The 25,906-nt window shown below is 64.5% G+C and carries 28 protein-coding genes; 3 read left to right on the forward strand and 25 right to left on the reverse strand.

All coding sequences use genetic code 11. The annotated features are described in order from the left end of the window. Positions 1-115: 115 nt before the first annotated feature. The 6 genes from AC2FLM_RS03500 to AC2FLM_RS03525 form a co-directional block, all read right to left on the reverse strand. On the reverse strand, positions 116-1,192 hold the full coding sequence (locus AC2FLM_RS03500; protein ID WP_496855614.1) for a diguanylate cyclase domain-containing protein: 1,077 nt from the start codon (positions 1,190-1,192) through the stop codon (positions 116-118). After that, complete coding sequence (locus AC2FLM_RS03505; RefSeq protein WP_234143519.1) at positions 1,189-1,776, reverse strand: heme NO-binding domain-containing protein; 588 nt, start codon at positions 1,774-1,776, stop codon at positions 1,189-1,191. Before AC2FLM_RS03505 ends, AC2FLM_RS03500 begins: the two co-directional genes overlap by 4 nt. An 87-nt stretch (positions 1,777-1,863) precedes the next feature. Then, positions 1,864-3,639 carry a DUF4153 domain-containing protein gene (locus AC2FLM_RS03510; RefSeq protein ID WP_496855616.1) on the reverse strand — a complete coding sequence of 592 codons (1,776 nt, stop codon included), beginning with the start codon at positions 3,637-3,639 and terminating at the stop codon, positions 1,864-1,866. Positions 3,640-3,724: 85 nt separating this feature from the next. Beyond that, the gene (locus AC2FLM_RS03515; protein ID WP_496855618.1) at positions 3,725-5,284 is read right to left on the reverse strand and encodes a trimethylamine methyltransferase family protein; all 1,560 of its coding nucleotides are present in this window, start codon (positions 5,282-5,284) and stop codon (positions 3,725-3,727) included. 116 nt (positions 5,285-5,400) lie between these two features. Next, entirely contained in the window at positions 5,401-6,090 is a 690-nt protein-coding gene (locus AC2FLM_RS03520; protein ID WP_496855620.1) for an HAD family hydrolase, read from the reverse strand. 24 nt (positions 6,091-6,114) lie between these two features. After that, positions 6,115-6,396, reverse strand: coding sequence for a DUF3572 domain-containing protein (locus AC2FLM_RS03525; protein WP_234143516.1), 282 nt, complete (start codon positions 6,394-6,396; stop codon positions 6,115-6,117). Between the two features lie 96 nt (positions 6,397-6,492). Between AC2FLM_RS03525 and AC2FLM_RS03530 the strand changes: the two genes are divergently transcribed. Further along, positions 6,493-7,881, forward strand: a complete 1,389-nt coding sequence (locus AC2FLM_RS03530) for a diguanylate cyclase (protein ID WP_496855622.1) — start codon at positions 6,493-6,495, stop codon at positions 7,879-7,881. A gap of 13 nt (positions 7,882-7,894) precedes the next feature. Here the strand turns inward: AC2FLM_RS03530 and AC2FLM_RS03535 are convergent, their stop codons facing one another. From AC2FLM_RS03535 to AC2FLM_RS03550, 4 genes are read right to left on the reverse strand one after another with little or no spacing between them, the layout of a single operon-like run. Further along, entirely contained in the window at positions 7,895-8,365 is a 471-nt protein-coding gene (locus AC2FLM_RS03535; RefSeq protein WP_496855624.1) for a periplasmic heavy metal sensor, read from the reverse strand. Continuing rightward, a complete protein-coding gene (locus AC2FLM_RS03540; RefSeq protein WP_234138992.1) occupies positions 8,366-8,731 on the reverse strand; it encodes a hypothetical protein in 366 nt (121 codons plus the stop codon). Next, on the reverse strand, positions 8,721-9,323 hold the full coding sequence (locus AC2FLM_RS03545) for an RNA polymerase sigma factor (protein ID WP_496855827.1): 603 nt from the start codon (positions 9,321-9,323) through the stop codon (positions 8,721-8,723). The genes AC2FLM_RS03540 and AC2FLM_RS03545 overlap by 11 nt, the downstream gene beginning before the upstream one ends. Positions 9,324-9,328: 5 nt before the next feature. Beyond that, entirely contained in the window at positions 9,329-9,817 is a 489-nt protein-coding gene (locus tag AC2FLM_RS03550) for an EF-hand domain-containing protein (protein WP_496855829.1), read from the reverse strand. Positions 9,818-10,051: 234 nt separating this feature from the next. Here AC2FLM_RS03550 and AC2FLM_RS03555 point away from each other — a divergent pair, with 234 nt between their 5' ends. Further along, a complete protein-coding gene (locus AC2FLM_RS03555; protein ID WP_234138989.1) occupies positions 10,052-10,444 on the forward strand; it encodes a DUF983 domain-containing protein in 393 nt (130 codons plus the stop codon). Positions 10,445-10,467: 23 nt separating this feature from the next. Beyond that, positions 10,468-11,175, forward strand: coding sequence for an NUDIX hydrolase (locus AC2FLM_RS03560; protein WP_496855831.1), 708 nt, complete (start codon positions 10,468-10,470; stop codon positions 11,173-11,175). Between the two features lie 82 nt (positions 11,176-11,257). Here AC2FLM_RS03560 and AC2FLM_RS03565 read toward each other — a convergent pair whose 3' ends face one another. The 15 genes from AC2FLM_RS03565 to AC2FLM_RS03635 form a co-directional block, all read right to left on the reverse strand. Further along, on the reverse strand, positions 11,258-12,925 hold the full coding sequence (locus tag AC2FLM_RS03565; RefSeq protein ID WP_496855833.1) for a ribonuclease J: 1,668 nt from the start codon (positions 12,923-12,925) through the stop codon (positions 11,258-11,260). Then, entirely contained in the window at positions 12,922-13,701 is a 780-nt protein-coding gene (locus AC2FLM_RS03570) for a type III pantothenate kinase (RefSeq protein ID WP_234138986.1), read from the reverse strand. The genes AC2FLM_RS03565 and AC2FLM_RS03570 overlap by 4 nt, the downstream gene beginning before the upstream one ends. A 13-nt stretch (positions 13,702-13,714) precedes the next feature. Beyond that, positions 13,715-14,464, reverse strand: a complete 750-nt coding sequence (locus tag AC2FLM_RS03575) for a biotin--[acetyl-CoA-carboxylase] ligase (RefSeq protein ID WP_496855835.1) — start codon at positions 14,462-14,464, stop codon at positions 13,715-13,717. A gap of 57 nt (positions 14,465-14,521) precedes the next feature. Then, positions 14,522-15,964 carry an NADH-quinone oxidoreductase subunit NuoN gene (gene nuoN / locus AC2FLM_RS03580; RefSeq protein WP_234138984.1) on the reverse strand — a complete coding sequence of 481 codons (1,443 nt, stop codon included), beginning with the start codon at positions 15,962-15,964 and terminating at the stop codon, positions 14,522-14,524. A gap of 15 nt (positions 15,965-15,979) precedes the next feature. After that, positions 15,980-17,521, reverse strand: a complete 1,542-nt coding sequence (locus tag AC2FLM_RS03585) for an NADH-quinone oxidoreductase subunit M (protein WP_234138983.1) — start codon at positions 17,519-17,521, stop codon at positions 15,980-15,982. Beyond that, positions 17,521-19,665, reverse strand: coding sequence for an NADH-quinone oxidoreductase subunit L (gene nuoL / locus AC2FLM_RS03590; RefSeq protein ID WP_496855838.1), 2,145 nt, complete (start codon positions 19,663-19,665; stop codon positions 17,521-17,523). Before nuoL ends, AC2FLM_RS03585 begins: the two co-directional genes overlap by 1 nt. A 6-nt stretch (positions 19,666-19,671) precedes the next feature. After that, the gene (nuoK, locus tag AC2FLM_RS03595) at positions 19,672-19,977 is read right to left on the reverse strand and encodes an NADH-quinone oxidoreductase subunit NuoK (protein WP_011048465.1); all 306 of its coding nucleotides are present in this window, start codon (positions 19,975-19,977) and stop codon (positions 19,672-19,674) included. A gap of 78 nt (positions 19,978-20,055) precedes the next feature. Then, positions 20,056-20,658 carry an NADH-quinone oxidoreductase subunit J gene (locus AC2FLM_RS03600; protein ID WP_164128682.1) on the reverse strand — a complete coding sequence of 201 codons (603 nt, stop codon included), beginning with the start codon at positions 20,656-20,658 and terminating at the stop codon, positions 20,056-20,058. Beyond that, complete coding sequence (locus AC2FLM_RS03605) at positions 20,655-21,077, reverse strand: carboxymuconolactone decarboxylase family protein (RefSeq protein ID WP_234183185.1); 423 nt, start codon at positions 21,075-21,077, stop codon at positions 20,655-20,657. The genes AC2FLM_RS03600 and AC2FLM_RS03605 overlap by 4 nt, the downstream gene beginning before the upstream one ends. Then, on the reverse strand, positions 21,074-21,568 hold the full coding sequence (gene nuoI / locus AC2FLM_RS03610) for an NADH-quinone oxidoreductase subunit NuoI (RefSeq protein WP_234138978.1): 495 nt from the start codon (positions 21,566-21,568) through the stop codon (positions 21,074-21,076). The genes AC2FLM_RS03605 and nuoI overlap by 4 nt, the downstream gene beginning before the upstream one ends. Positions 21,569-21,570: 2 nt before the next feature. Beyond that, on the reverse strand, positions 21,571-22,608 hold the full coding sequence (gene nuoH / locus AC2FLM_RS03615; RefSeq protein ID WP_234143507.1) for an NADH-quinone oxidoreductase subunit NuoH: 1,038 nt from the start codon (positions 22,606-22,608) through the stop codon (positions 21,571-21,573). A gap of 6 nt (positions 22,609-22,614) precedes the next feature. Further along, the gene (locus tag AC2FLM_RS03620) at positions 22,615-23,001 is read right to left on the reverse strand and encodes a YNQ4 family lipoprotein (RefSeq protein ID WP_496855841.1); all 387 of its coding nucleotides are present in this window, start codon (positions 22,999-23,001) and stop codon (positions 22,615-22,617) included. Next, positions 22,998-25,022: an NADH-quinone oxidoreductase subunit NuoG gene (gene nuoG, locus AC2FLM_RS03625; RefSeq protein ID WP_496855843.1), complete on the reverse strand. Its 2,025-nt coding sequence runs from the start codon at positions 25,020-25,022 to the stop codon at positions 22,998-23,000. Before nuoG ends, AC2FLM_RS03620 begins: the two co-directional genes overlap by 4 nt. Before the next feature lie 3 nt (positions 25,023-25,025). Continuing rightward, a complete protein-coding gene (locus AC2FLM_RS03630) occupies positions 25,026-25,430 on the reverse strand; it encodes a DUF5333 domain-containing protein (RefSeq protein WP_234219456.1) in 405 nt (134 codons plus the stop codon). A 98-nt stretch (positions 25,431-25,528) separates the two neighbouring features. Further along, positions 25,529-25,903 carry a hypothetical protein gene (locus AC2FLM_RS03635; RefSeq protein ID WP_234138973.1) on the reverse strand — a complete coding sequence of 125 codons (375 nt, stop codon included), beginning with the start codon at positions 25,901-25,903 and terminating at the stop codon, positions 25,529-25,531. Between the last annotated feature and the right edge of the window lie 3 nt (positions 25,904-25,906).

Raw genomic sequence — 25,906 nt, forward strand, 5'->3', positions numbered from 1 at the left:
CGCATGTTCGGGCGCGCAACGGCCCGGTTTCGAAAATGACCTAAACTGGATCAATGCGACCAAACCCACGGCGGAATGTCAAGGTTGTTGTAGCGCAGCCTTTGGACCGCTGGCGTCAACCCGCCAGGTTGCGGGCCGTCCTCTGGCTGATTTCGGCCTCGTCTCCGGCAAGCAGCGTACCCGCCCGTTCAAGCGGTTCGACGCGCGCCGAGGACAGGTCCGCGTCATAGAACCGATGCGTTGCCCGACCTGCCCTCTTGGCGGCATAAAGCGCCAGATCGGCCGCATGCAGCAGGGCCGAGGCCTCGGGCCGGGCGAATTGCAAGGACAGCACCGTTCCGACGCTGGCCGAGATACGGCATTCCTCGCCGTTAAAGGGAATGGGCTCCTCCAGCCGGTCGATCAGACGGCGGGCGATGCTGTCCAGACGTTCACGCTCTTGCAGGTGATTGAAGATCAGCACGAACTCGTCACCGCCGATCCGCGCCACCGTATCGTCGCCGCGGGTCTCTTCGACCATGACCCGGGCCACGTGTTGCAGCACATGGTCACCTGCGGCATGGCCCAGCGTGTCATTGACCGATTTGAAATAGTCGAGATCCAGATGCATCAGCGCGAACGGGGTGGTCCCCGACAGCAGCCGTGACAGGATATGATCCATCGCGCGGCGGTTCTTGAGCCCGGTCAGCGTGTCGGTAAAGGCCTGCTCCTCGGCAGCGATCATCGCGCCCTGAAGCCGCAGGTTTAGCTTGCGCGAGGCCTCCATCGCCGCCGATTTCGCCTCGACCAGATAGAGCAGTTCGATGGCCAGATCGGTGCCCGAGAAATCGGCGCTGGTCAGTGCATAGTCACGCACCGCGTCCAGGATCGAGATGCCGAAGGACAGGTTGACGATGGCCCCCTGTTCGCCCGGCAGGGGCACGATCAGCCCCTTGAGCGCGGTGCGCGGTTCGTCCCGCAGGCTCAGATGCAGCTTGGCCCCGGAACTGGCCATCAGTGCCGGTACCGTCGCCACCGATCGGGGGCGCAGCAATTCGAAGGTCTCCAGAAACTTCTCGCCCTGCATCGGCTGCTCCGGACGCAGTTTCTGCAAGGTGGGCCCGACGCGGGTCATCCGGCCAGAGCGGTCCAGCAGCACATACATCGGACAGAGCCGTTCCAGCAGAAAGGCAAGGTCTTCCAGATCAATCATCCCGCGCGCGCCCCCAGTTCGAAACTGCGCCCCTCGGCAAAGGCGGTTTCGATCAGCGTGATCTCGATCACCTCGGCCCGGCCGCGCGTTCCGGCATGTTCCAGCATCACCAAGGCACCGTAATCGTCGGCCATGGCCCGCAGCACCCCCATCATCACATTGGCATAGCCGGGCAGGCCCGCATGACAGGTCAGGCTGAACCGGCCTCCCGCCTCCTCGCGCAGTTCCAGCGCTGGCAGATACAGGTCCGACACCGCCAGCCGTGCCCGGTCGGGCAAGTCATCGAGCGAATGCAGGAACTCAAGATAGGTCACGCCACCGAACCGCAGCAGCCGGCGGAGCGCCTCGGTATTGGGGTTCGACACCAGGTAGGTACCCAGATCCTCCAGCACTTCGCGTTGCGGGCGACCCAGTTCCAGGCACAGTTCCTGCAAGACCCGCAACGAGGTTTCATCCTCATAGACAAGCATCGCCTCGAATTCGACAAATCCGAGATGCGCCGCCTCCGTCACGCGGATCCAGCGGCTCTGCCCGTAGGTATTGCATACAAAGGATTGTATGGCCCTGTTGATCAGCCCATGCATGGATGGTCCCCTAACGCTTGCCCGTACTGTCGCATCCGAAACATTAACAAAGCGCCAACAGCGCCCTGTCTTTACCTTGAATTGCTCCTAATCTCGGGGTGAGATCAGCATTCCGTCGATCTCCAGCGCCTGCTGGCCCGAGGGCACGATGGCAAAGCCGCCATCCAGCGCCTGCATCAGCAGCTCTGGCGCCGCGGACAGTCCGCCGCTCTGCCGCGGGTCTCCGGCAGGGCGCAGGAACAGATCCCCCGCCGCATTCCGCCGCAGATGCGTGGCCCGGACCCGGCCCAGTTCGTCGAGAAAGAGCACGATGGCCTGATCTTCGGCGGCAACCGCCGGGCTGAAGGCGCCCCGGATCAGCGCGCATCCCGGTCGCCCATCGGGCAGCGGACGGGCGCATCCATCGCGCCAACTTTGCAACTCGTGTTGCGGAATGCCGGCCAGATCCGCCGCGCTCAGCCCGGCACTGTCCGGGCGCACCTGCATCCGCGCCACCAGTTCGGGCACCAGATCCTCGGTCAGCGGCAGTTCCGGCGTCTCGAAAAGATAGCGGCTGTCCACCTCGCGGGCCCGCTCCAGCGCTCGGATCAGCCCGGCGTCCTCGCGTGCCATGGCCAGTTGCCGCAGCTGCTCCAGCCCGGCCTGCCCGGCGCGGCCCCAGTCATGGGTCATCTCCCAGATCGGCAATTCGCCCCGCTCCGCCCGCGCCTCGGCATAGCGCGCGACCTGACTCGCGGTCGAGATCCGCAGGCTGTCGAGCAGCGGTGTCAACCACAGGGCCGAGGCCACCAGCAACAACACCGCCATCGTCACGTTGAACCGGCGCAGGCGCGCGGTCCAGTCGCCACCGCGCAGCGCCAGCAGGCAATAGCCCAGCCCATAGATGGCCATCAAGCCAGCGCTGAGCGCGGCGAACAGGCGCGCGGGCGTCCAGCCATAACCGGTGACCCGGATGCCCAGCGCCCAGACCGCAAGCGCGATTGGTACCGGCAGCAGGATGGCCAACGCCCGGGTGCTGCTGCGCAGACCAGGCGAGTTGACCGCATGCGCCTCGTCCCGGTCGAGCGCGGTCGAGATCAATGTGATCGCCGCAGCGGCAGTGGCCAGCAGGATCGCGGCCGAGGACAGATCGCCGAACAGTCCGCTCAGCCCCCTCAGCGGCAACGCCGCCAGAAACAGCACCATGACGGTCAGCAACACCGGCAGCAGCAGCCGCAAGAGCCGCAACACCGGATAGGGAGAAACCCTGCTTCGCGCCTCGTGGATCACCGCAAGGGCGAAACCCAGCACCGCGCCGCTGAGCGCGTAAAACAGCACCCCCTCTTCCAGTATCCTGTCGATCACCCCCACCCCGACAAGGTCAAGCAGTGCATCCGACAGCAACAGCACGCCCCAGAACAGGCCGACAAAGACCCAGGCCAACACGAAGCGCAGGGCGGTTTCCCAGGTGGCAGCAAACAGGCTGGCATAATCGAACATGCGGCCCCGCCCCTCGGCCCGGACCACCAGGAAGGGCAGCGCGACAAAGACAAAGCCCGCCAGCGCCAGCACCAGTTGCGGATGCTGCAACAGGCGCGAGGCCGGGTCGAACCTGCTGGCCACCGACCAGGTCAGCAGGGTCGCGGGCAGCGACAGCCACAGGCTCATGACCGCGCCCCGCAACAGGCCCACCGGACCCGCCAGCGCCAGCGTGGCGCCCGATTGCACCAGAACCAGGCTCAGCAGGCAGAGCCAGACCCGTTCGGGAAGCACCTCGCGGCCCCAGACCTCGGCCAGCGCCCAAAGCGCCAGCGCGGCCAGCGTCCCGGCGGCGGCCTGCGCCAGCCGGTCCCGTATCGCAACCGTCACGTCCAGATCCGTCATGCCCGCCTCTTGCGCCACCTGCCCTGCCCCAGTCTATGAGGCGCGTGTGGCGAATGCCAACGGCAAAGACGCACAGGCAGAGCGGTCAGAAATCCGTGGGCGCGCCGCCCTCGGCCTTGCGGCGGGCCACGAAATCGGCCAGCTCCTCGCGGATCCCTTCGTCCATCTCCGGCGCCTCGAAACTGCCGATGATCTCCTTGAACAGGTGATGCGCACGTTCGGGCGTCCAGATGGCGCCTGCCGCCTCCCAGCCCTCGTAATTCTTCCAGTCGCTCAGGAACGGCTGGTAGAAGGCGGTGGTATAGCGGTCCTGGGTGTGCTGGATACCAAAGAAATGCCCGTCATTGCCCACCGCGCGGATCGCCTCCAGCGCGATATCGTCCGGCGTGGTGGCATAGGTGGCGGGCTCCATATAGCGCTGGATCTGCTGGAGCACCTCGCAATCCATGATGAACTTCTCGGGGCTGGCGATCAGCCCGCCCTCCAGCCAACCGGCGGCGTGATAGACCATGTTGGTGCCCGACTGCACCGCCGCCCAGAGCGAGTTCGACGTCTCCCACATGGCCTGGCCATCGGGCACGTTGGCGGCGCAGACCCCGGAGGACCGCACCGGCAAGCCGTAGAACCGCGCCATCTGGCCGGTCATCTGGGTGGCGCGCATGTATTCCGGCGTGCCAAAGGCGGGCGCACCGGATTTCATGTCCACATTGCTGGTAAACGTGCCGATCACGCAGGGAATGCCGGGGCGCACATATTGGAACAGGGCAATGGCACATAGCGCTTCGGCCAGCGATTGCGCCACGGCGCCTGCCATGGTCACCGGCGCCATCGCGCCCGCCAGCGTAAAGGGCGTCACCACGATCGCCTGTCCCCGCCGCGCCAGCCGCAGGCAGCCGTCGATCATCGGATGGTCGTGTTTCAGCGGCGAGGTCGAGTTGATGTTGGTATACATCCGCGGCGTCGCCTCGAACTCCTCGTCACTGAGGCCCCCGGCGATGCGCACCATCTCCATCACGTCCTCGACCCGCTCCTTGCCCAGGCTATAGGCATGCATGACCTTGTCCGAGATCGTGAGCTTGTCATAGAGCACGTCGAGATGCCGGACCGAGGCGTGGATATCCACCGGCTCGACCGGATAGCCGCCCGCGAAATGGATACAGTTGAAATACTGCGTCAGTTTCAACAGGTTGCGGCATTGCTCGCGATTTCCGGGCACCTTGCGGCCGATCTCCATGTCCCAATAGTTGGGCGGTGAGGAGACATTGCCGAACAGGATCACATTGCCGCCGATCCTGAGCGTGCGGTCCGGGTTGCGCGGGGTCAGGGTGAACTCGTGCGGCGCCTTGGCCACCATCTCCATCACCCAGTCGCGGCCCATGCGGACGATCTCGCCATCCACGCTGCACCCGGCCTCGCGGAACAGCGCCAATGCCTCTTCGTTGTAAAAGGCGACGCCGATCTCTTCGAGGATGCGCATGGCGCCGTCATGGATCGCCTCGACGCCCTCGGGGGGCAGCGGCTCGGTCGGGCGGTCGGTATTGACCGGCAGGCGCCACGGCATCTGCTCGATGACGGCCTTGCCCCTGCGGGCGGCGGCGCCGGCGCGGCCTCCGCCGCGGCGTTTGCGGGTATCGGTATCAGCCATGGAACCCTCCTGACATTTTGGTCAGGTTCCCATCTTGTCGGGGCAAAGCCGCTCTATCCACGACACGTCATGTCGCTTTTGGTCAGCGCAGCGGCGTATTGACGCAAAATTTCGCGTCAGTGCCCCAACCAGTCGCCAATATGGCCGATATGGGGCAGGACGACATCGGCATGAGGGGACAGATCCTCGACCCCGGCCAGACCGGTGAGCACTGCCACCGTGGTCATGCCGGCCGCGCGCCCGGCCATCATGTCATGGGTACTGTCGCCCACCATGGCCACGCGCGCCGGGTCAAGCCCGATCCGGTCGGCAAAGGCCAACAACTGCCCCGGCCCCGGCTTCGCCCCATGGCCGCTGTCGAACCCGGCGATGAAATCGAACCGGTCCGCCACCCCGACCGAGCCCAGATGCGCCCGCGCCGGGGCCTCGCCATCATTGGTGGCAACGCCCAGCCTGAGGCCGCGCGCGCGCATCGCATCAAGAAAGGGCGCCAGCGGCACCGCCTGAACCTGCGGCGCGCGGGCGCTTTCCTCGTTGATCATGTCGACCAACGCGCCGTGGCTGACCCCCGGAAGCTCTGGCAGCAAAACCTCGGCGATCTCGCCCGGCGTGCCTGCGATCACCACACTGTCACGGGCATAGCGCGCGGCATCGAAATCGAAACCGATCATGGCGCCCAACTGCGCCGCACGTGCCGCATCGCCATCGCCGATGCGGATCAGAAAGGCACGCCCGAAGGCCCCCCAGGTGGCGGCAAAGTCAAAGAGTGTTCCGTCCTTGTCGAACAAGAGCGCGTCGATCGGCATGTGATATGGCTCCGTCTGTCTGGGTCAGGTCCAATGCATCTCGCCACCACCCAGAACGGCGCGCGCCTGCATCGGCTGATCATAAGCAATGCCCTGTTCATCGCAAAAGGCAATGACCCAGGCGTCATCCATCGTCAGGAAATCCAGCACCGAGGCCAGAAACTGCCTGTCTCCCGCCCGCGCGCGCAGATCGCCGATATCGGCGCCGGTCGACCCCAGAAACACAGGTAACAGCTCGTCATTGGTCACCAGCCAGGTCAGCGCCTGCAAGGCCAGCGTTTCGGCGGCATCGGCGGAAATTCGCATGCAAGCTCCGGCTGGGAGAGGGTTGGAAAGGGTTTGTTAACCTGTCTCATAAACACTTTGACAAGAATTGGAAACAATAGTCGAAAGGCTGGGACCGTGCAGGGAACGATACTGATCCTCGACGGTGTCTCCACCAACCGGATCATGCTCAAGGTGCAGCTGTCGGCAGCCTGGTACCATGTGGTGCAGACCGACCGGCTGGAGGGGATAGGCGCGTTGCTGCGCCGGGTGCGCCCGGACCTGATCCTGTGCGCGATGACCCTGCCAGATGGCACCGCGATGGATGTCAAACGCGTCCTGCTCGCCGATGAGAGCCTGGCCAATATCCCGATGATCGCCATCGCCGGGCAGAACGACCATACCGCCCGGCTGAGCGCGCTGGAGAGCGGGATCGAGGACGTGCTGTCCCAACCCTATGACGACGTGGTGCTGCTGGCGCGGGTCCGCAGCCTGATCCGCGCCTATGCCGGGATCGAAGAATTGCGCCTGCAAAGCGGCGCTCGCGACATGGGCTTTTCCGAGGAGACCGCCGCGTTCCGCGGTCCTGCCCGGATCGCCGATATCGCGCTGGTCACCCAGACCCCCGGCACCGGCGCCATCTGGCGCAGCCGCCTCAAGGGGCATGTGGCCCATCGGATCGACCTGCATCGGATGGAGGATATCCAGCACCTGCTGCGTGACCGCGAGCCCGATGTGATCGTGGTCGAGTTGAGCGACGGCACCACCGGCCTGCGCCTGCTGGCCGATCTGCGCGCCCGCGGCAGCACACGCAATGCCGCCATCCTGGCCATCCCCAATCCCGCCAACGCGCATCTTGCCGCCGATGCGCTGGACCGGGGCGCCGACGATGTGATGCCCGGCGGCTTTGCCCTGCGTGAACTGGTGCTCCGGCTGGAAACGCTGCTGCGGCGCAAGGCCCGCGCGGACCGGTTCCGCAGCACGCTGAACGCGCGCCTGCAGGCGGCACTGACCGACCCGATGACCGGGCTGCACAACCGACGGTACGCCCTGCCCGCGCTGGACCGCATCCTGAACGAGGCCGCCGAGACCGGGCAGCCCTTTGCGGTGATGCTGGCGGATCTGGACCATTTCAAGGGCATCAACGACCGCTTTGGTCACCCCGCCGGCGACGCCGTTCTGGTCGAAACCGCCCGGCGATTGAGCTGTCAGATGCGCGCGGGCGACCTGTTAGCCCGCATCGGCGGAGAGGAGTTTCTGATCGTGCTGCCGGGCGTTTCGCAGACACAGGCGCTTGGGGCCGCCTCGCGGCTTTGTGCCCGCATCAATGGGGAACCCTTCGTGGTGCCGGGTCAGGCCCAACCGATCACGGTCACCACCAGTATCGGGCTTGTCACCGTCACCCCCGCCGGAACCGAACCACCGCTCAGCCCCGGCGAATTGATCGCACAAGCGGACCGGGCGCTCTATCGGGCCAAGGATACCGGGCGCAACCGGGTGTCGCTGGCCGAGGCGGCAGCGGCCTGAGCCACCCTTCGCCCTAGTCCCGGTCGCGCCGGGGATGTCCGTGCATCCGCATCCGTTCGATGCGGCCGGCATAGGCGGCACGCGCACCGGTATCCATCGCGGCGATCCGGTCGATCAATGCCGCGCGCATGACCTCATGCCCCTCGGCCCGCCGCATTTCATGCTGTTCCAGAAGCGCGGCGAACCGCGCGGCGTCGAAGGGCGAAGCCCTGAGTGCCGCCGCCAGTTCGGCCATATCCTGCGCGCGACGTGTCTGCCGGGCATCCAGCCGCCCATGCGCATGCTGGCGCAGATAGTCGCGGTCGGCATCCGGCAAGGCCCTGTACAGCGTTGCCGCCATCGGCAGCGGTGGCCGATGACCATGATCACCGCCAAAGCGCCAGATGGCCCCCACCGCCAGACCGATCACCAGCAGGTTGAGGGCCAGCGAGCCCAGCAACAACAGGCGGAGCGGCCAGCCCAGCGTCTTTTTCTCCTCTGTCATTCACCCATCCTCGCTGATGATGTCGGCCAGGTCGTAGAACCCCAGCGTCTCGGTTTCGGTCTGCGCACCCAGCACGAGCTGCGCCGGATCCGGCAGGAATTCGGGTGGTGCGACGCCGATCCAGACCCCCGCCGCGCAGGCGGTGGCCAGCCCGCCCATGCCGCGCCAGCCCCCCAGCGCCGCCAGCAGAGCACGCCAGGCGCCATGCGCATGCAGATCGCGCCCCGGCACGGGCCGTGGGGTCAGGCTGGCCTGTACCCCGGCCGCGTCGGCCAGCATCCGCTGCGCCAGCGCCTCGGGCAGGTCGTCCCGCCCGGCGCGCGCCGCGTGCAGCATCCGGTCCAGATCGGTCATGTCATCCGTCATCGTCATACCCCAAAGCTGCGCGCTGACCGGCCAGTTGCCCGGCAAGCGCCCGTTTCCCCCGTGCTGTCAGGCTTTCCACCGCCTCGACCCCGATCCCCATGATCTCGGCGATCTCGGGGTTCGAGAGTTCCTCGATATGGCGCAGGACCACCGCCTGCCGCTGCCGGTCCGGCAGGTGCATCAGTGCCGCCTGCAACGCATCGACCCGCGCCGCCTGTTGCAGCACCTCGATCGCTGGTGGCGCCTCGTCCGGCGGTTCGGGCACGGTGCCCAGATCGACCGCCTGCGCCCGCCGCTTGCGGTCAAGGCACAGGTTCAGCGTCACACGGTAGAGCCATGTACTCACCTGCGCCCGGCCCGGCTCCCACTCGGGCGCCATCCGCCACAGGCGCAGCATCGCCTCTTGTGCCACGTCCTCGGCCTCGGCCCGGTTGCCCAGCACCCTGAGCGCCACGGAGAAGGCCCGAGGCCCCAGGCGACCGGTCAGATCCCGCGCCGCCTGGGGATCGCCCTTGGCAAACAGTCGCAACAGCGCCTCGTCCGCCGGGCCGGCGGCCTCTGCCGGCCCGTCTGTCGAAGCGCGTCGCTCCATCGGTCTCAGTTTTTCCGTTTACCGTCGCAACCGTGTTTCATGCCATGGCCGCCATGGCGGTCATGCCCCCGAGCCTGCATTTCCGAAAACTCCTGCTCCGAGATCGCCCCGTCGCCATCGGCATCCATATGTTCGAACATACGCTTGGATTTGCCCTCTTTCCGGTGCTTTGGCATCTCGTCCTGACTCAATGCTCCGTCCTTGTTGGCGTCATGCTGCTCCAGCATCCTTGCGACATGCTCCTTGGCGCGGGCCATGGCCTGCGCCTCAAGCTCGGCCTGGCTCAGCTTGCCGTCGCCATCGGTATCGGCACCGGTGAACATGGCGGCCCGATGGCCTTCCATCTCTTCAGGAGTGATCTTGCCATCGCCATCGGCATCGATCTCGGAAAAGGTGTGGCGCATGCCGCCCCCCGGACCCATCGCCAGCGCCGAGGTGGCTGTGACCGCGACACCGGTCAAAAGGAGGGCTGCGATAAAGCCTGCATGTTTCATATCGGTTTCCCTTGCTCGCCAGCGGCCCCGTGCCGCCGTTCGTATCCTTGTAACGGCCGGGCGGTGAAACTCCGTCGCGGGCGGCGACAATATTTTGCCATTGCTGGCGCGCCGGGGTAAAGATGCCCTGAACCCGCCCCTTTTTGCGACATGCCGACGCAAGGCCCGCAAGTGGCCTTTTCCCGGCGACGAAACAGGCCCAGATTGACGGGCAATCCCAGACCGAGAGACCCCATGACCGATCAAGCCCTCTGCGCCGAGACCGACCGCCCGACCTGGCCCGCCATCCTGACGGGCTTTCGCGGGCGTTGCCCCAATTGCGGCGAGGGGCGGCTGCTGCATTCCTATCTCAAGGTGAACGACCATTGCAGCGAATGCGGCGAAGAATACATGCATCACCGTGCCGATGACGGCCCGGCCTATCTGACCATCCTGCTGGTGGGCCACCTGATGGCACCGCTGTTGCTGGTGGTGTTCGAGACCTGGCGGCCCAGCCCGATGACGCTGTTCACCATTTTTGCGCTTGGATGCCTGAGCCTCTCGCTCTACCTTTTGCCTCGGCTGAAGGGGATGGTGGTCGCCTATCAATGGGCACGCCGTATGCACGGGTTCGACAAGAACCGCTGATCCCCGGCCCGGCAGGAGGGGACATGACAGAGCAGCAGGACAAGACGGCAATCCGCAATGCGGCCACGGTAATCGTGCTGCGCGACCGGCTGGACAATCCCGCCATCCTGATGGGGCAGCGTGGCGCCAAGGCGGCGTTCATGCCCAACAAGTTCGTATTCCCCGGTGGCGCGGTGGATGCCGAGGACGCGCAGGTTCCGCTGGCAAGCCCCCTGCCACCTGTCTGCGCCGACCGGCTGACCGAAAAGGCGCCTCAGGGCTTGGGTCATGCGCTGGCGGTGGCCGCGGTGCGCGAGTTGTGGGAAGAGACCGGCCTGATCCTGGGCCGCCCCGGTGACTGGCCCGGCGCGGTGCCCGCCGATTGGCAAAGCTTTGCGGCGACCGGCTACCTGCCGGCGGCCGAGGCGCTGCAATTCGTGTTCCGGGCTCTCACCCCACCCGGCAGACCGCGCCGGTTCGACGCGCGGTTCTTTCTGGTCGATGCCGGGGCGATCTCGGGCGACCTGGACGATTTCACCCATGCCTCGGACGAGCTGTCACACCTGCAATGGATCCCGCTGAAAGACGCGCGCCGGTTCGATCTGCCCTTCATCACCGAGGTGGTGCTGGCAGAGGTCGCGGGCCGGGTGGCCGACCCGGAACCGCCCGCCTCGGTGCCCTATTTCCACAACAACGAAGAGGCGAGCCTGTTCCTGCGCCTGCGCGGCTATCCGATGCCCGAGACCGGGTAACCCGGCCTTGGCCTGGCGCGGCAAGATTTGAAGTCAAATCTTGCCCACAAGGTCTTTTTCAAGACCTTGTCCCGCGCCCGGCTCAGCGCATGCGGCTGATTACCACCGTTACTTCCGGCTTCTTGCCGATCTCCGCCTGAGCAGTCTGGCGTGCGATGCGGCGCAGCGCCTCTTCCAGCCGGTCGTCGTCGCGCAGGGTCTTCTGGTTCGAGCGCATGAGGAACTGGTTCAGGTCCTCCTCCAACACATCGACCAGCGGCGCCTTGGAGCTTCCGATCTCGGGCAGACCCATGATGTCGCACCAGGGTTCGCCCAGCGGTTCGTCCTCTTCGTCCAGGATCACCGTGACCGTCACATGCCCGTTCAGGGCCATCCGGATACGGTTGCGGATCACCCCGTCCAGCGCGCCCACCTGCACCGTGCCGTCAAGATAGGTGCGCCCGGTCTCGATATGGGCGGCCACCACGGGCGCATTGCCGCTGAGGTCCAGCATGGTGCCGTTCACCGCCACCACGCCCTGACGCCCGCCCGCCTCGGCCACGCGCGCATGTTCGCGCAGGTGCCGGTGCTCGCCATGCATCGGGATCACCATCTGCGGGTCGATCAGCGCATGTACCCGCTCCAGATCAGGTCGGTTGGCATGGCCCGATACGTGATACCGGCCCGAGCTGTCATCGACCACGTCAACGCCCTTTTCGCTGAGCTGGTTGATGATACGGATGACTTCCTTTTCGTTGCCCGGGATGGTCTTGGACGAGAACAGGAACAGATCGCCCTCGGCCAGTTCCAGCCCGCGATACTTGCCGCGCGCCAGCTGGGCGCTGGCGGCGCGCCGTTCGCCCTGACTGCCGGTCACGATCAGCATCAGGTGATCGCGCGGGATGTCCTGCGCCTCTTCCGGGCTGATCACAGGCGGAAACTCGGTCAGCACGCCGGTTTCCATCGAGGCCTCGATCATCCGCCGCATCGCGCGACCGAGCAGCACCACCGAGCGCCCGGCCCGGGCGCCCGCCTCGGCCAGGGTCCGCACCCGCGCCACGTTCGAGGCGAAGGTGGTCGCCACCACCATGCCGGTGGCGCCCGCCACCAGTTTCTCGATCTCGGGGCCGACCTCGGATTCCGAACGGCCCGGATTGGGCGAGAACACGTTGGTGGAGTCGCAGACCAGTGCCCGCACCCCGCTTTTGCCCACCGAGCCCCACAGTTCGGGATCAAAGGCCTCGCCTACCACCGGGTTGGGGTCGAGCTTGAAATCTCCGCTATGCACGATCCGTCCTGCCGGCGTGTCGATGACCAGCGCGGCGCTTTCCGGGATCGAATGCGACACCGGCAGGAACCCGACGGTAAAGGGTCCGGCCCGCACCTGCTCGGGCCAGGCCGAAACCGTCTGTACCGCCTCCTCGGGCAGGCCCAGTTCGGACATCTTGCGCCGGGCGATATTGGCGGAAAAGGCACGCGCGTGGATCGGTTTGCGCAACTGGTCATAGGTATGGGCGACCGCGCCCACGTGATCCTCATGCGCATGGGTGATGAACACCGCCTCAAGCCGGTCGACATTCTCGCGCAGCCACGAGATGTCGGCCCAGATCAGATCCACCCCCGGCGTGGTGTCCATATCGGAGAAGGCAACACCGATATCGACCAGGATCAGCCGCTCCTTGCCCGGCTGGCCATAGCCATAGACATAGGCATTCATGCCGATCTCGCCGGCGCCCCCCAATGGAAGGTAGATCAATCTCTCACGGCTCATACGGTCCCGTTTTCCTTGTTATAGCGATGGATCACGGTCAGCCCGTGCATCGTCAGATCGTCTTCGAAGATATCGAACAGAATTTCGCTTTGCTGAAACAGCGCCGCCAGCCCGCCGGTGGCAATGACCTGCATATCCCGGTCGCGTTCGCCCTTGATCCGGGCGCAGATTTCCTTGACCAGACCGACATAGCCCCAGAACACGCCCGATTGCATGCAGGCCACTGTATTGGTGCCGATCACCGCCTGCGGCTTGGCGATATCCACATGTGGCAGCGCCGCCGCCGCCATATGCAGCGCCTCGAGGCTGAGGTTCACACCGGGCGCGATCACGCCACCCACATAGGCGCCATCGTCATCGACCACGTCGAATGTGGTGGCGGTGCCGAAATCGACCACGATCTTGTTTCCGCCATGCCGGTCATAGGCACCGGCGGCATTGACCAGACGGTCGGGGCCGACGGCGGTGCCCGCATCGACGCGCGGTTGAACCGGCAACAGGCAGTCGGGCTTGCCCACCACCAGCGGACGGCAGCCAAAGAACCGGTCGGCAAAGACGCGCAGGTTGAACACCACGCGCGGCACCGTGGACGAGATGATCACATCGGTGATGTCGGTCTCGATCCCGTAATGTTTGATCAGGGTGGAATACCAGGTGAAATAGGCATCCGCCGTGCGCGCGTGATGGGTCGAGGTCCTGAGCGTGCACAGGAATTTCTCGCCATCCCATATCGAGAAGACGGTATTGGTATTGCCGCAGTCAATGGCCAGAAGCATGGCCTTGTCTCCCCTAGAAATAGACCTCTGCCGCCGGGATGCTGACCCGGCCCTGGGCGGTGTTTAGGACAAGGTTGCCGTCGGCGTCCACCGTTTCAAAGGTGCCCACGGTTTCAGACGTTGCGGTACGGGCGGTGATCACCTCGCCCAGGCGGGCGGCGCGGGCCAGCCAGGCACTGCGGATAGGGGCAAAGCCATAGGTCAGGAATTGCGCCTCATACCGGGCAAAGGCGGCGGCCAGTTCGGTCAGGAACAACTCGGGCTCGACCTGCGCACCGGTCTCTGACAACAGCGAGACCGGGCGGACCGCGCCCGGCTCGACCGCGTCGGCGCCGGGGGCATCGGCCAGGTTGACCCCAACGCCTATGGCCAAGTGCGCCACACCACTGCCGAGGCCGGAGCTTTCCAGCAGGATACCCGCCAGCTTGCCGCCGTTCAGCAGCACGTCATTGGGCCATTTCAGCGACAGCCCCTCGGCCCGTCCGGTCACCGCCACGCAGGCATCGAACAGCGCCAGCGCCGCGACAAAACTGCGCAGCGCGGCCTGCTTGGCCTCGCCCACCGGGCGCATCACCAATGTTGCCGCCAGATTGCCCTGCGCTTGCACCCAGGCCCTGCCCCGCCGCCCTCGGGCGGCGGTCTGGCGCCGCGCCATGATCCATTCCGGACCCGACAGCGTGGGCGCGATCCGGCCTGCCTCGTTCAGGGTACTGTCGACCTCGTCCAGCACCCGCTTGCCATAGCCTTGGGGCCAATCAGTCATTGCGCAAAAAGGCCCGGTCCTAGGACCGAGCCCCCCTTTGTCGGTTGTGTTGCAGGATCAGTTGACAAGCGTCGCCGCCGCGGCCGCAGCCGCCCCTTCAACCCCGAACTGATAGAACAGCCCCACCAGCATCATCGCGGCCGACCCCATCAGCGCCACCCAGAGCACGGGCGAGGAATGGGTGTCGATCGGTTCCTCGTTCTCGGCGCCGAAATACATGTAGAACACGATGCGCAGATAGTAGAAGGCACCAATGACCGACGCGATGGCCGAGGCCACGACCAGCCCCATCAGCCCGGCATCGATACCGGCCTGCCAGACGCCCAGCTTGGCGAAGAAGCCCAGCATCGGCGGCACGCCCGCAAGGCTGAACATCAGGATCAGCACCGCCAGCGCCTTGCCCGGATCACGGCGCGAGAACTGGCGCAGGGCGTCGATATCCACCACCGGCTGGCCGTCCCGCTCCATCATCAGGATAAAGGCAAAGGTGCCTACGTTCATGGTGACGTAGATCGCCAGATAGACCAGCATCGCCTGCACGCCCGCCTGGGTGCCCGCCGCCAGACCGATCAGGGCATAGCCCATATGCGCGATGGACGAGAACGCCATCAGCCGCTTGATGTTGCGCTGGCCGATCGCGGCCACCGCGCCCAGGAACATGCTGAGCACCGAAAGCACCACCAGAACCTGTTGCCAATCGCTGACCGCGTTGCCGAAGGCATCGAACATCAGCCGCGCGAACAGGCCCATCGCCGCCACCTTGGGTGCGGTGGCAAAGAAGGCGGTGATCGGGGTGGGCGAGCCTTCGTAGACATCCGGCGTCCACATGTGGAAGGGCACCGCCGAGACCTTGAACGCCAGACCCGAGATCAGGAAGATCAGACCAAAGAGCAGGCCGATCGAGACCTCGCCATGATGGGCGCTGGTCAGGATGCCCGAGAACAGCGTGGTGCCGGTATAGCCATAGACCAGCGAGGCGCCATAAAGCAGCAGGCCGGAACTCAGCGCACCCAGCACGAAGTATTTCAGACCCGCCTCGGTCGATTTCACGCTGTCGCGACGCAGCGAGGCCACGACGTAGAGCGCCAGCGATTGCAGTTCGAGACCCATGTAGAGAGACATCAGGTCGCCGGCGCTGACCATCATCATCATGCCGACAGCGGCCAGCGCCACCAACAGCGGATATTCGAACCGCAAGAGCCCGCGCCGGGCCATGTAATCCTGGCTCATCAGCAGAACGGCACCGGCCGACAGCAGGATCGCCACCTTGGCAAAGCGGGCGAACGCGTCATCGACGAACATGCCGCCGAATGCCACGCGGGTGCCGCTGTCCTGGGTCGCGATCCAGATCGCCAGCACCGCCATCAGCGCCGCCGTGGCCCAGACCAGCGCCGGGCCCATCCCGTCCTTGGTCGTATAGACCGCCCCCAGCAACGCCGCCATCGCATAGAGCGCCAGAACGATCTCGGGCAGGATAATGTACAGATCAGCCTGGATCATGTTCCCAAAGCTCCCTTAATGCGATGCGACCTGGGTCGCGGCTTCGGCCGCGGCCAGGGCCGTGTCAAAGTTCGAAATCAGCGCGGCGGTCGAGGGGCCGATGATATCGGTGACCAGCGCGGGGTAGACCCCCAGCAGGATGGTCATCACGATCAGCGGCGCAAAGATGGCGCGCTCGCGCGAGGTCATGTCTGTGATTGCCTTCAGGCTTTCCTTGATCAGGTCCCCGAACACCACCCGGCGATAAAGCCACAGCGCATAGCCCGCCGAGAAGATCACGCCCGAGGCGGCCACCGCCGCGACCCAGGTGTTCTTCTGGAAGGTGCCCATCAGGGTCAGGAACTCGCCGATGAACCCGCTGGTGCCCGGCAGGCCGACATTAGCCATGGTGAACAGCATGAACACGCGGGCATAGGTCGGCATCCGGTTCACCAGACCGCCATAGGCGTCGATGTCGCGGGTATGCATCCGGTCATAGATCACGCCCACGCACAGGAACAGCGCCGCCGAGATGAAGCCGTGGCTGAGCATCTGGAAGATGGCCCCGTCGACACCCTGCTGGTTGGCGGCAAAGATGCCCATGGTGACAAAGCCCATATGCGCGACCGAGGAATAGGCGATCAGCTTCTTCATGTCCTCCTGCACCATCGCCACAAGCGAGGTGTAGACAACCGCGATGGCCGAGAGCCACAGGATCAGATCGGTCATCACCTCTGCCCCCACGGGGAACATCGGCAGGCTGAAGCGCAGGAAGCCGTAGCCGCCCATCTTCAACAGGATCGCAGCCAGCACCACCGAACCGGCGGTCGGCGCCTGCACGTGCGCGTCCGGCAACCAGGTATGCACCGGCCACATCGGCATCTTGACCGCGAAGCTGGCGAAGAAGGCCAGGAACATCAGGGTCTGCGCACCGCCCAACACATGCACGCCCAGCACGCTGAAGCTTTCGGACGAGAACTGATGCTTCATCAGCAGCGCGATATCGGTGGTACCGGCATCCACATACATGGACACCATCGCCACCAGCATCAGCACCGAGCCGAGGAAGGTATAGAGGAAGAACTTGAAGGACGCATAGATGCGCTCCTTGCCGCCCCAGATACCGATGATCAGGAACATCGGGATCAGGCCCGCCTCGAAGAACAGGTAGAACAGCACCAGATCGAGCGCCATGAACACGCCCAGCATGAGCGTTTCCAAGAGCAGGAAGGCAATCATGTATTCCTTGACGCGGGTCGTGACCTCCCAGCTGGCCAGGATGGTCAGCGGCATGATGAAGGTGGTCAGCAGCACGAAGAGCACGCTGATCCCGTCAACGCCCATCTTGTACTTCAGGCCCATCAGCCATTCGGCCTCTTCCACCATCTGAAAGCCGGTGTCGGCCGGGTCAAAGCCGGCATAGATACCGATGGACACAAGGAAGGTCACGGTCGTCGCAAACAGCGCCACCCATTTGGCATTGCGCTGGGCTGCGGCATCCTCGCCCCGCAGGAACACGGCCAGGATCGCCGCGGCCAGGGCCGGGATGAAGGTGACAATGGAAAGGATGTTGTCCATCAGTGTGCGCCCCCGCCGATCGACATCCAGGTGACCAGGGCAGCGATGCCCAGAACCATCCAGAAAGCGTAAGTGAAGATGTAGCCCGACTGAGCCTTGCCCGCGAGGCGGGTGAAATAGGGCACCACGCCCATGGCGACGCCGTTCAGGAAGCCGTCGATCGTGCCGCCGTCACCGCGTTTCCACAACAGCCGGCCCAGGGCCAGCGCCGGACGCACAAAGATGGCGTCATAGATCTCGTCGAAATACCACTTGTTCTTGAGGAACAGGTAGAGCGGACGCTGATTGGCCGCCAGCCGCTTGGGCAGCTCGGGATTGACGATGTAGAACAGGTAGGCCAGCGCCAGACCCAGCACCATGGCGATGAAGGGCGAGACCTTGACCCATTTCGGAGCCGCGTGGGCATCGTCCAGCACATGGTTGTCGGGACCGAAGTAAAGCGCCCCCTCACCCGGTGCCCCGGCAAAGGCTGCGTGATGCTCGCCCTCGGCCTTGCCATGCGCCGCGTCATCGCCGTGACCGGCGTCCGCGTTGCCATGGCTTGCATCGCTGCCACTGACCGTGTCGCTGTCCGAGGCGCCATGGGCCGCGTCCTGACCACCCGCCGCGGCCTCGGCCACCGGGATGCCATAGAACTTGCCCACCTGATCGGCATGGCCAAAGAAGTTGCCGTACCAGATCATGCCTGCAAACACCGCGCCCAGGCTGAGCACGCCCAGCGGCACCAGCATCACCTTGGGGCTTTCATGGGCGTGGTCATGGGTATGCTTGTCGCCCCGCGCCTCGCCATAGAAAGTCAGGAAGATCAGTCGCCAGCTGTAGAACGAGGTCATGAACGCAGCGATCACCAACAGCCAGAAGCCGTAGGCGGACCCACCCGCATAGGCGCTCTCAATGATCGCGTCCTTGGACAGGAACCCGGCAAAGCCGATGGTAGTCAGCGGGATGCCGACTCCGGTGATGGCCAGCGTGCCGATCATCATCGCCCAGAAGGTATAGGGGATCTTCTTGCGCAGCGCGCCATAGTTCATCATGTCCTGCTCGTGATGCATCGCATGGATGACCGAGCCTGCGCCAAGGAACAGAAGCGCCTTGAAGAACGCGTGCGTGAACAGGTGGAACATCGCCGCCGAATACATGCCCACGCCGGCGGCCACGAACATGTAACCCAGCTGCGAACAGGTCGAATAGGCGATCACGCGCTTGATGTCGGTCTGCACCAGCCCCACGGTCGCGGCAAAGAACGCGGTGGTGGCGCCCAGCACGGTGATGAACCCGGCAGCCCCCGGTGCAAATTCGTAAAGCGGCGACATCCGGCAAACCAGGAACACGCCCGCCGTCACCATGGTTGCGGCGTGGATCAGCGCCGACACCGGGGTCGGGCCTTCCATTGCGTCGGGCAACCAGGTGTGCAGGATCAGCTGCGCCGATTTGCCCATTGCGCCGATGAAGAGCAGCACGCCGATCACCTCGGCCGCGTTCCATTCACGCCAGAGGAAAGTCATCTGCGTCTCGGCCAGCGTCGGCACAGCGGCGAAGATGTCCGAGAAGTTGATGCTGTCGACCAGGAAGAACAGGGCAAAGATACCCAGGGCAAAGCCGAAGTCGCCCACCCGGTTGACGATGAACGCCTTCATCGCCGCCGCATTGGCGCTGGGTTTGCGATAGTAGAACCCGATCAACAGGTACGAGGCGACGCCCACACCCTCCCAGCCAAAGAACATCTGCACCAGGTTATCCGCCGTCACCAGCATCAGCATGGCGAAGGTGAAGAAGGACAGATAGGCAAAGAAGCGCGGCTTGTAGCTTTCGCCGGTGCGCCACTGCGGGTCGTGATCCATGTAGCCAAAGCTGTAGAGATGCACGAGCGCCGAGACGGTCGTCACCACGATCAGCATGATCGCGGTCAGCCGGTCGAGGCGGATCGACCACGAGGTCGAGAGCGAGCCGCTCTCGATCCAGCGCAGGATCTCGATCTGCTGGGTATGGCCGTCAAAGCCCAGGAACACGATCCAGCTGAGCGCGCAGGCCAGGAACAAGAGGCCCGTGGCGGTCCACATGGCGGCTTTTTCGCCGATGAACTTCCAGCCGAACCCGCACAGGATGGCGCCCACAAGCGGGGCAAAGAGGATGGTTGTTTCCATGATCCCTTACCCCTTCATCACGTTGACATCTTCGACGTCGATGGTGCCGCGGTTGCGGAAGAAACAGACGAGGATGGCGAGGCCAATGGCGGCCTCGGCAGCAGCGACGGTCAGGACAAAGAGCGTAAAGACCTGCCCGACCAGATCGCCCAGGAACGAGGAGAAGGCCACAAGGTTGATGTTCACCGCCAGAAGCATCAGTTCGATGCTCATCAGCAGCACGATCACGTTCTTGCGGTTCAGGAACAGACCGAAAATGCCGATGACGAACAGCGTCGCCGCGACCGTTAGATAATGTTCAAGTCCGATCATTCGTCCATCCTGTCCTTCGCGCGGCACCGAAATCTTGCAAAGATTTCGGGCCGATTTTTTTGCAAAAAATCGGGTCGCTCACAGCCCCTGCCCCGGTTTCACGTCCTTGAGTTCCATCGCCTTGGCCGGGTCGCGCATCATCTGTGCGACGATATCCTGGCGCTTGACGTCCTGACGGTGGCGCAGGGTCAGCACGATGGCCCCGATCATCGCCACCAGCAGGATCAGACCGGCAAGTTGGAACAAAAGGAAATACTGGTCATAGATGATGAGGCCAAGCGCCTCGGTATTGTGGCGATCCGCCGGCACCGGCTGGGCCAGATGCCCGGCGGCACCCTCGGCGGTTTCCCAGGCGCCATAGGCCATGACGAACTGCATCAGGATCACCAGCCCGATCAGCAAGGCCAGCGGCATATAGCGCGCCATTTCGGCCTTCAGCTCGGCAAAATCCACGTCCAGCATCATCACGACGAAGAGGAACAGAACCGCGACCGCGCCCACATAGACGATGACCAGCAGCATGGCCACGAACTCGGCCCCCAGGAGCACGAAGAGGCCCGCCGAAGAGATGAAGGCCAGGATCAACCACAGCACCGAATGCACCGGCTGGCGGCTGATCACGGTGAACAGCCCGCCGGTGATGGCGCTGATGGCAAAGAGGTAAAAGGCAAACACGCTCATTTATCATCGTCCCCATTATCGCCCATGACCTCTTGCGCCAGGTTCAGCGCGCGGGTCATGGCCGGAATGCCGGCAAAGACCGACATCTGTCCGATCGTTTCCACGATCTCTTGTTTTCTTGCCCCCGCTTCCAGCGCGTGGCGCACCGTCTGGCGCACGGCGGTATCGGCCTGAGCGCCCTGACAGGTGAGCCCCGCCAGCGTCAGCAGCAGCCGGGTCCTGGCATCCAGCCCGTCCTTGTTGACGGTGTTGCCGAACATCAGCTCCATGACCTCTTTGGGCATGGTGGGCCACATCGCCTCGAACCCCTTGAAGGCCTCGGAGGGCGAAAAGTTCTCCAATGCCGGATTGAACGCCTTGGCCATGTCATGGGCCTGGGCGAGCATCATCTCGAACGGGTTTTTCGGCGCATCGGTCATCGGTAGGGCGCATCCAGTTCCAGGTTGCGGGCAATCTCGGCCTCCCAGCGGTCGCCGTTCGACAGGAGTTTCTCCTTGTCATAGAACAGCTCTTCGCGGGTCTCGGTGGCAAACTCGAAATTCGGGCCTTCGACAATGGCATCGACCGGGCAGGCCTCCTGGCAGAAACCGCAATAGATGCATTTCGTCATGTCGATGTCATAACGCGTGGTGCGGCGGCTGCCGTCCTCGCGCGGTTCGGCGTCGATGGTGATGGCCTGCGCCGGGCAGATCGCCTCGCAAAGCTTGCAGGCAATGCAACGCTCCTCGCCATTGGGGTAACGGCGCAGCGCGTGTTCACCGCGGAACCGGGGCGACAGCGGCCCCTTTTCATGCGGATAGTTCACGGTCGCCTTGGGGGCGAAGAAGTATTTCAGCCCCAGCTTCATGCCACCCCAGAAATCCTGAAGCAGGAAGTATTTGGCGGCGCGGGTATAGTCGATATTCGCCATGATCAGCCCCCCACGGTCCAGCGGGCGAAGAGGCCCCAGAACCAGTCGAATTTCGCCGCAAAGGCCACGAACACCACCCAGACCAGGCTGAACGGCAGGAAGACTTTCCAGCCCAGCCGCATCAGCTGGTCATACCGGTAGCGGGGCGTGATCGCCTTAACCATTGCAAAGAGGAAGAAGAAGAACGCCATCTTGGCAACCATCCACAGCACCCCGTCGGGCAGGCCGGGAATGGGCGACAGCCAGCCGCCGAAGAACAAGAGCGAAGTCAGCGCGCACATCAGGAAGATGGCGATATATTCCCCGGCCATGAACAGCAGGAAGGGCGTGGCGGAATATTCCACCTGATAGCCCGCCACCAGTTCCGATTCCGCCTCGGGCAGGTCAAAGGGCGGGCGGTTGGTCTCGGCCAGCGCCGAGATGAAGAACAGGAAGACCATCGGGAAATGCGGCAACCAGTACCAGCCGAAAAAGCCCCAGCCGGTATCCTGCGCCCGCACGATATCGCCAAAGTTCATCGAGCCGGTCGACAGGATCACCCCGATGATGATGAGGCCAATGGAGACCTCGTAAGAGATCATCTGAGCGGCAGACCGCAGCGAGCCCAGGAACGGATACTTCGAGTTCGAGGCCCAACCGCCCATGATCACGCCGTAAACCTCAAGCGAGGAGACGGCAAAGACATAGAGGATGGCGACGTTGATGTCGCTCAGCACCCAGCCGTCGTTGAACGGGATCACCGCCCAGGCGATCATCGCCAGCACAAACGAGGTCATCGGCGCGAGGATGAACACCGTCCGGTCGGCGCCGGCGGGAATGACCACTTCCTTGACCACGTATTTCAGCGCGTCGGCCACCGATTGCAGCAGGCCATAGACGCCCACCACGTTGGGGCCCCGGCGCATCTGGACCGCGGCCCAGATCTTGCGGTCGCCATAGACGAGGAAGAGAAGCGAGATCATCACAAAGGCAACGACCGCAAGCACTTGTGCCAAGATGATCAGGGCTATGCCGCCTGGGGTGTCAAAGAATTCAGCCATAGGTCCTCACACCGTGGGTATTCCGTTTTCCGCGCAGTGCGCGACCACGACTTCGGCGTCGATGGTCTTTGCCCCGCGCGGCAGGGATGGCGAGATGGTGTAAACAGCATCCGCCGCCCACACGCCACCCTTTTCATTCACATTCGTGCGCAAATGACGCGCAAAGCCATAGCCCCGGATCAGGGCATATTGGGCCGCCGCGCATTCGGCATAATCGTCCAGATCGGCGGCGCTGCGCGCGCCGCTCATCCGCACCCCGAATTGCACCAGATCACCTTCCAGCAGCGCGGTTTCGACGCCCATGTATTGGGGCGCGAAACGCGACACCTGATCCTGCACCGGTTCGGCGCAGGCCATCAGGGCCAGGGGCGATATGAGCACGAGGCGGGTCATTCGGCGGCGATCTTCTCCGCCCGGCGCGCCTTGGCGGCGGCCGACAGTTCGGCCATCAGGGCGCTGGCCCGGGCAATCGGGTTCGAGAGATAGAAATCGTCCACCGCATTGCGGAAGCTGGCCGCGCCCAGCGGCCCCTGTTCCAGCGCCTCGACCGTGTTTTCCGGCACTTGGTCGATCTGCGCCAGATGCGGCACCTCTGCCACCAGTGCCTGACGCAGTTGCGCCAGCGAATCGTAGGGCAACGTGGCGTCCAGCTCGGCACTCAGCGCCCGCAGGATGGCCCAGTTTTCCTTGGCCTCGCCCGGAGCAAAGCCCGCGCGCATGGCCAGTTGCGGGCGGCCTTCGGTGTTGACGAACAGGCCGTTTTCCTCGGTATAGGCGGCACCCGGCAGGATCACGTCGGCACGATGCGCGCCCCGGTCACCATGGCTGCCCTGATAGATAACGAATGCACCGGCGTCGATTTCAACCTCGTCGGCACCCAGGTTATAGATCACCTCGGCCCCGTCGATGGCGGCCTCGATGCCGCCCTCGGCCACTGCGCCGATATCCATCGCCCCCACGCGGCCCGCCGCGCTGTGCAGCACCAACAGGCCCGAGCCCGAGATTTCGGCCATCTTCTGCGCCGCTGCCAGAACCGCCAGACCATCGGCCTCGCGCAGGGCGCCCTGCCCCACGATCACCAGCGATTTCTTGTTCTCGCGGGTCTCGTCCGAGACGCCCTCGGCGATCATGTCGGCCAGCGCCTGCCGGTCGGTTCCGGCGTGGAAATAGTCATAGGTCAGATCGGCGGCGGGCCCGATCAGCGCCACTTCGGCGCCCCGGGTCCAGGCCTTGCGGATACGTGCGTTCAGCACCGGCGCCTCGTCGCGCGGGTTGGTGCCGATCAGCAGGATCATCTCGGCACCGTCGATATCCTCGATGGCGGCGGTGCCCACATAGGCGCCCCGATTACCGATCGGCAGGCGGGCATTGTCGACGCGGCATTCCACCTTGCCGCCCTGTCCCTCGACCAGCTGTTTCAGGGCAAACGCGGCCTCGACCGGGACCAGATCGCCGATCAGGCCGGCGAGTTTCTTGCCCTTCATCGCGGTAGCAGCAGCACTCAGCGCCTCGGGCCAGGTCGCGGGCTTCAGCTTGCCATCGACGCGCACATAGGGGCGGTCAAGCCGCTGGCGGCGCAGCCCGTCCCAGACAAAGCGGGTCTTGTCGCTGATCCACTCTTCGTTCACGCCGTCATGGTTGCGCGGCAGGATACGCATCACCTCGCGCCCCTTGGTGTCGACCCGGATGTTCGACCCCAGCGCATCCATCACGTCGATGCTCTCGGTCTTGGTCAGTTCCCAGGGACGAGCGGTGAATGCATAGGGTTTCGAGGTCAGCGCACCCACCGGGCACAGGTCGATGATGTTGCCCTGAAGGTTCGAATCCAGCGTCTGGTTCAGGTAGCTGGTGATCTCGGCATCCTCGCCCCGGCCGGTCTGGCCCATCTGGGTGATGCCCGCCACCTCGGTGGTGAAGCGCACGCAGCGGGTGCAGGAAATGCAGCGGGTCATCGCGGTACCGACCAGCGGGCCCAGATTCAGATCGTCCACCGCGCGCTTGGCCTCGCGAAAACGGCTGAAGTCGACGCCATAGGCCATGGCCTGGTCTTGCAGATCGCACTCGCCGCCCTGATCGCAAATCGGGCAATCCAGCGGGTGGTTGATCAGCAGAAATTCCATCACGCCTTCGCGGGCCTTCTTGACCATGGGCGAGTTGGTCTTGACCACCGGCGGCTGGCCTTCCGGCCCCGGGCGCAGGTCGCGCACCTGCATCGCGCAGGAGGCCGCCGGTTTCGGCGGACCGCCCACGACCTCGACCAGACACATCCGGCAATTGCCCGCGATCGACAGACGTTCGTGGTAGCAGAAGCGCGGCACCTCGATCCCGGCCACTTCGCAGGCCTGGATCAGGGTCATTGCGCCCTCGACTTCGATCTCGTGCCCGTCGATGTTGATCTTGCGGAGGTCAGACATGATCTAATTCGCCCTCAGTAGCGCGCCGATTGCGCTGTTGTTCGAAATTTCCAGCCGGCCCAGTCGGCACAGGTCGCCCGGCTTGTCATAGTTGAGGCCCAGTTCGGCCATGTACTTGCGCCCACGGTCGCGGAACCGTTCCTTTTCGACGTCGCTGTCCAGCACGGCGCGGATCTCGCTGTCGGAATAGCCCAACTCGTTGGCGCGGGCGCGCAGGCGGCGGATCTCGCCGATCCCCTTGAACAGGCGCCCGTCGATATCCTCGCAATTCTTGCGGATCTCGTTGGCCACCACGATGGTAAAGATACCGTCGGCGATCTCGGGCACCTCGCGCAGCGGCGGTTTGGCCGCAGCGGTCGAGGCAGCAACGGCCAGGCTGGCGGTGGCGGTCAGGATGGATTTGAACATGACATGTCCTTTCGGTCTGGAAGAACCAGACCGATGCATGCCGGGCCTGTTATGCAATAACAGCGCGCCCGACCGGCAGGGATATGCCGACCGTCCGCTCATGGCCGCTGACAGGTGCCTTGAAAGGTCATCTTGTCGCCCTCGATCCGCAGTTGCGCGGGGTCGCTGTCGGGGCCGACCTGCCAGTCGATCCTGGAGTTGCCGTAATTGGCGATACAGTACGAGACACCACCATGCCGCCCCGCCTCGCGCGCGTCGTCAAAGGACTGGCTGACCTTGTCCACCGTCACCGTGAACACCGACAGCGTCGCTTTCTTGTCGACCGGCTTGGCCTTGACCGGAAAGTAATGCCCGCCGAACAGCAGCCGGTTCTCGCGCTTGGTGCTGTTGCAGGCCGCCGTCACGGCGACCGCACCGATCAAAAGGGCCAGCGCGGCCCGTTGGGGGAAACGAGAGGCAGTGGGTTTGCTCATCGC

Source organism: Ruegeria sp. SAZD011 (assembly GCF_059612545.1).

Coding starts and splice junctions, on each gene's coding strand:
- AC2FLM_RS03500 (WP_496855614.1), bottom strand. CDS start 1,192: ATGATTGATCTGGAAGACCTTGCCTTTCTGCTGGAACGGCTCTGTCCG.
- nuoN (WP_234138984.1), bottom strand. CDS start 15,964: ATGATCCAGGCTGATCTGTACATTATCCTGCCCGAGATCGTTCTGGCG.
- AC2FLM_RS03575 (WP_496855835.1), bottom strand. CDS start 14,464: ATGACTGATTGGCCCCAAGGCTATGGCAAGCGGGTGCTGGACGAGGTC.
- AC2FLM_RS03505 (WP_234143519.1), bottom strand. CDS start 1,776: ATGCATGGGCTGATCAACAGGGCCATACAATCCTTTGTATGCAATACC.
- AC2FLM_RS03520 (WP_496855620.1), bottom strand. CDS start 6,090: ATGCCGATCGACGCGCTCTTGTTCGACAAGGACGGAACACTCTTTGAC.
- AC2FLM_RS03565 (WP_496855833.1), bottom strand. CDS start 12,925: ATGAGCCGTGAGAGATTGATCTACCTTCCATTGGGGGGCGCCGGCGAG.
- AC2FLM_RS03570 (WP_234138986.1), bottom strand. CDS start 13,701: ATGCTTCTGGCCATTGACTGCGGCAATACCAATACCGTCTTCTCGATA.
- AC2FLM_RS03515 (WP_496855618.1), bottom strand. CDS start 5,284: ATGGCTGATACCGATACCCGCAAACGCCGCGGCGGAGGCCGCGCCGGC.
- AC2FLM_RS03560 (WP_496855831.1), top strand. CDS start 10,468: ATGACAGAGCAGCAGGACAAGACGGCAATCCGCAATGCGGCCACGGTA.
- nuoG (WP_496855843.1), bottom strand. CDS start 25,022: ATGTCTGACCTCCGCAAGATCAACATCGACGGGCACGAGATCGAAGTC.
- AC2FLM_RS03635 (WP_234138973.1), bottom strand. CDS start 25,903: ATGAGCAAACCCACTGCCTCTCGTTTCCCCCAACGGGCCGCGCTGGCC.
- AC2FLM_RS03510 (WP_496855616.1), bottom strand. CDS start 3,639: ATGACGGATCTGGACGTGACGGTTGCGATACGGGACCGGCTGGCGCAG.
- nuoK (WP_011048465.1), bottom strand. CDS start 19,977: ATGATCGGACTTGAACATTATCTAACGGTCGCGGCGACGCTGTTCGTC.
- AC2FLM_RS03620 (WP_496855841.1), bottom strand. CDS start 23,001: ATGACCCGCCTCGTGCTCATATCGCCCCTGGCCCTGATGGCCTGCGCC.
- AC2FLM_RS03555 (WP_234138989.1), top strand. CDS start 10,052: ATGACCGATCAAGCCCTCTGCGCCGAGACCGACCGCCCGACCTGGCCC.
- AC2FLM_RS03545 (WP_496855827.1), bottom strand. CDS start 9,323: ATGGAGCGACGCGCTTCGACAGACGGGCCGGCAGAGGCCGCCGGCCCG.
- AC2FLM_RS03525 (WP_234143516.1), bottom strand. CDS start 6,396: ATGCGAATTTCCGCCGATGCCGCCGAAACGCTGGCCTTGCAGGCGCTG.
- AC2FLM_RS03600 (WP_164128682.1), bottom strand. CDS start 20,658: ATGAGCGTGTTTGCCTTTTACCTCTTTGCCATCAGCGCCATCACCGGC.
- AC2FLM_RS03585 (WP_234138983.1), bottom strand. CDS start 17,521: ATGGACAACATCCTTTCCATTGTCACCTTCATCCCGGCCCTGGCCGCG.
- AC2FLM_RS03535 (WP_496855624.1), bottom strand. CDS start 8,365: ATGACAGAGGAGAAAAAGACGCTGGGCTGGCCGCTCCGCCTGTTGTTG.
- AC2FLM_RS03540 (WP_234138992.1), bottom strand. CDS start 8,731: ATGACGGATGACATGACCGATCTGGACCGGATGCTGCACGCGGCGCGC.
- nuoI (WP_234138978.1), bottom strand. CDS start 21,568: ATGGCGAATATCGACTATACCCGCGCCGCCAAATACTTCCTGCTTCAG.
- nuoH (WP_234143507.1), bottom strand. CDS start 22,608: ATGGCTGAATTCTTTGACACCCCAGGCGGCATAGCCCTGATCATCTTG.
- AC2FLM_RS03605 (WP_234183185.1), bottom strand. CDS start 21,077: ATGACCGATGCGCCGAAAAACCCGTTCGAGATGATGCTCGCCCAGGCC.
- AC2FLM_RS03630 (WP_234219456.1), bottom strand. CDS start 25,430: ATGTTCAAATCCATCCTGACCGCCACCGCCAGCCTGGCCGTTGCTGCC.
- AC2FLM_RS03550 (WP_496855829.1), bottom strand. CDS start 9,817: ATGAAACATGCAGGCTTTATCGCAGCCCTCCTTTTGACCGGTGTCGCG.
- nuoL (WP_496855838.1), bottom strand. CDS start 19,665: ATGGAAACAACCATCCTCTTTGCCCCGCTTGTGGGCGCCATCCTGTGC.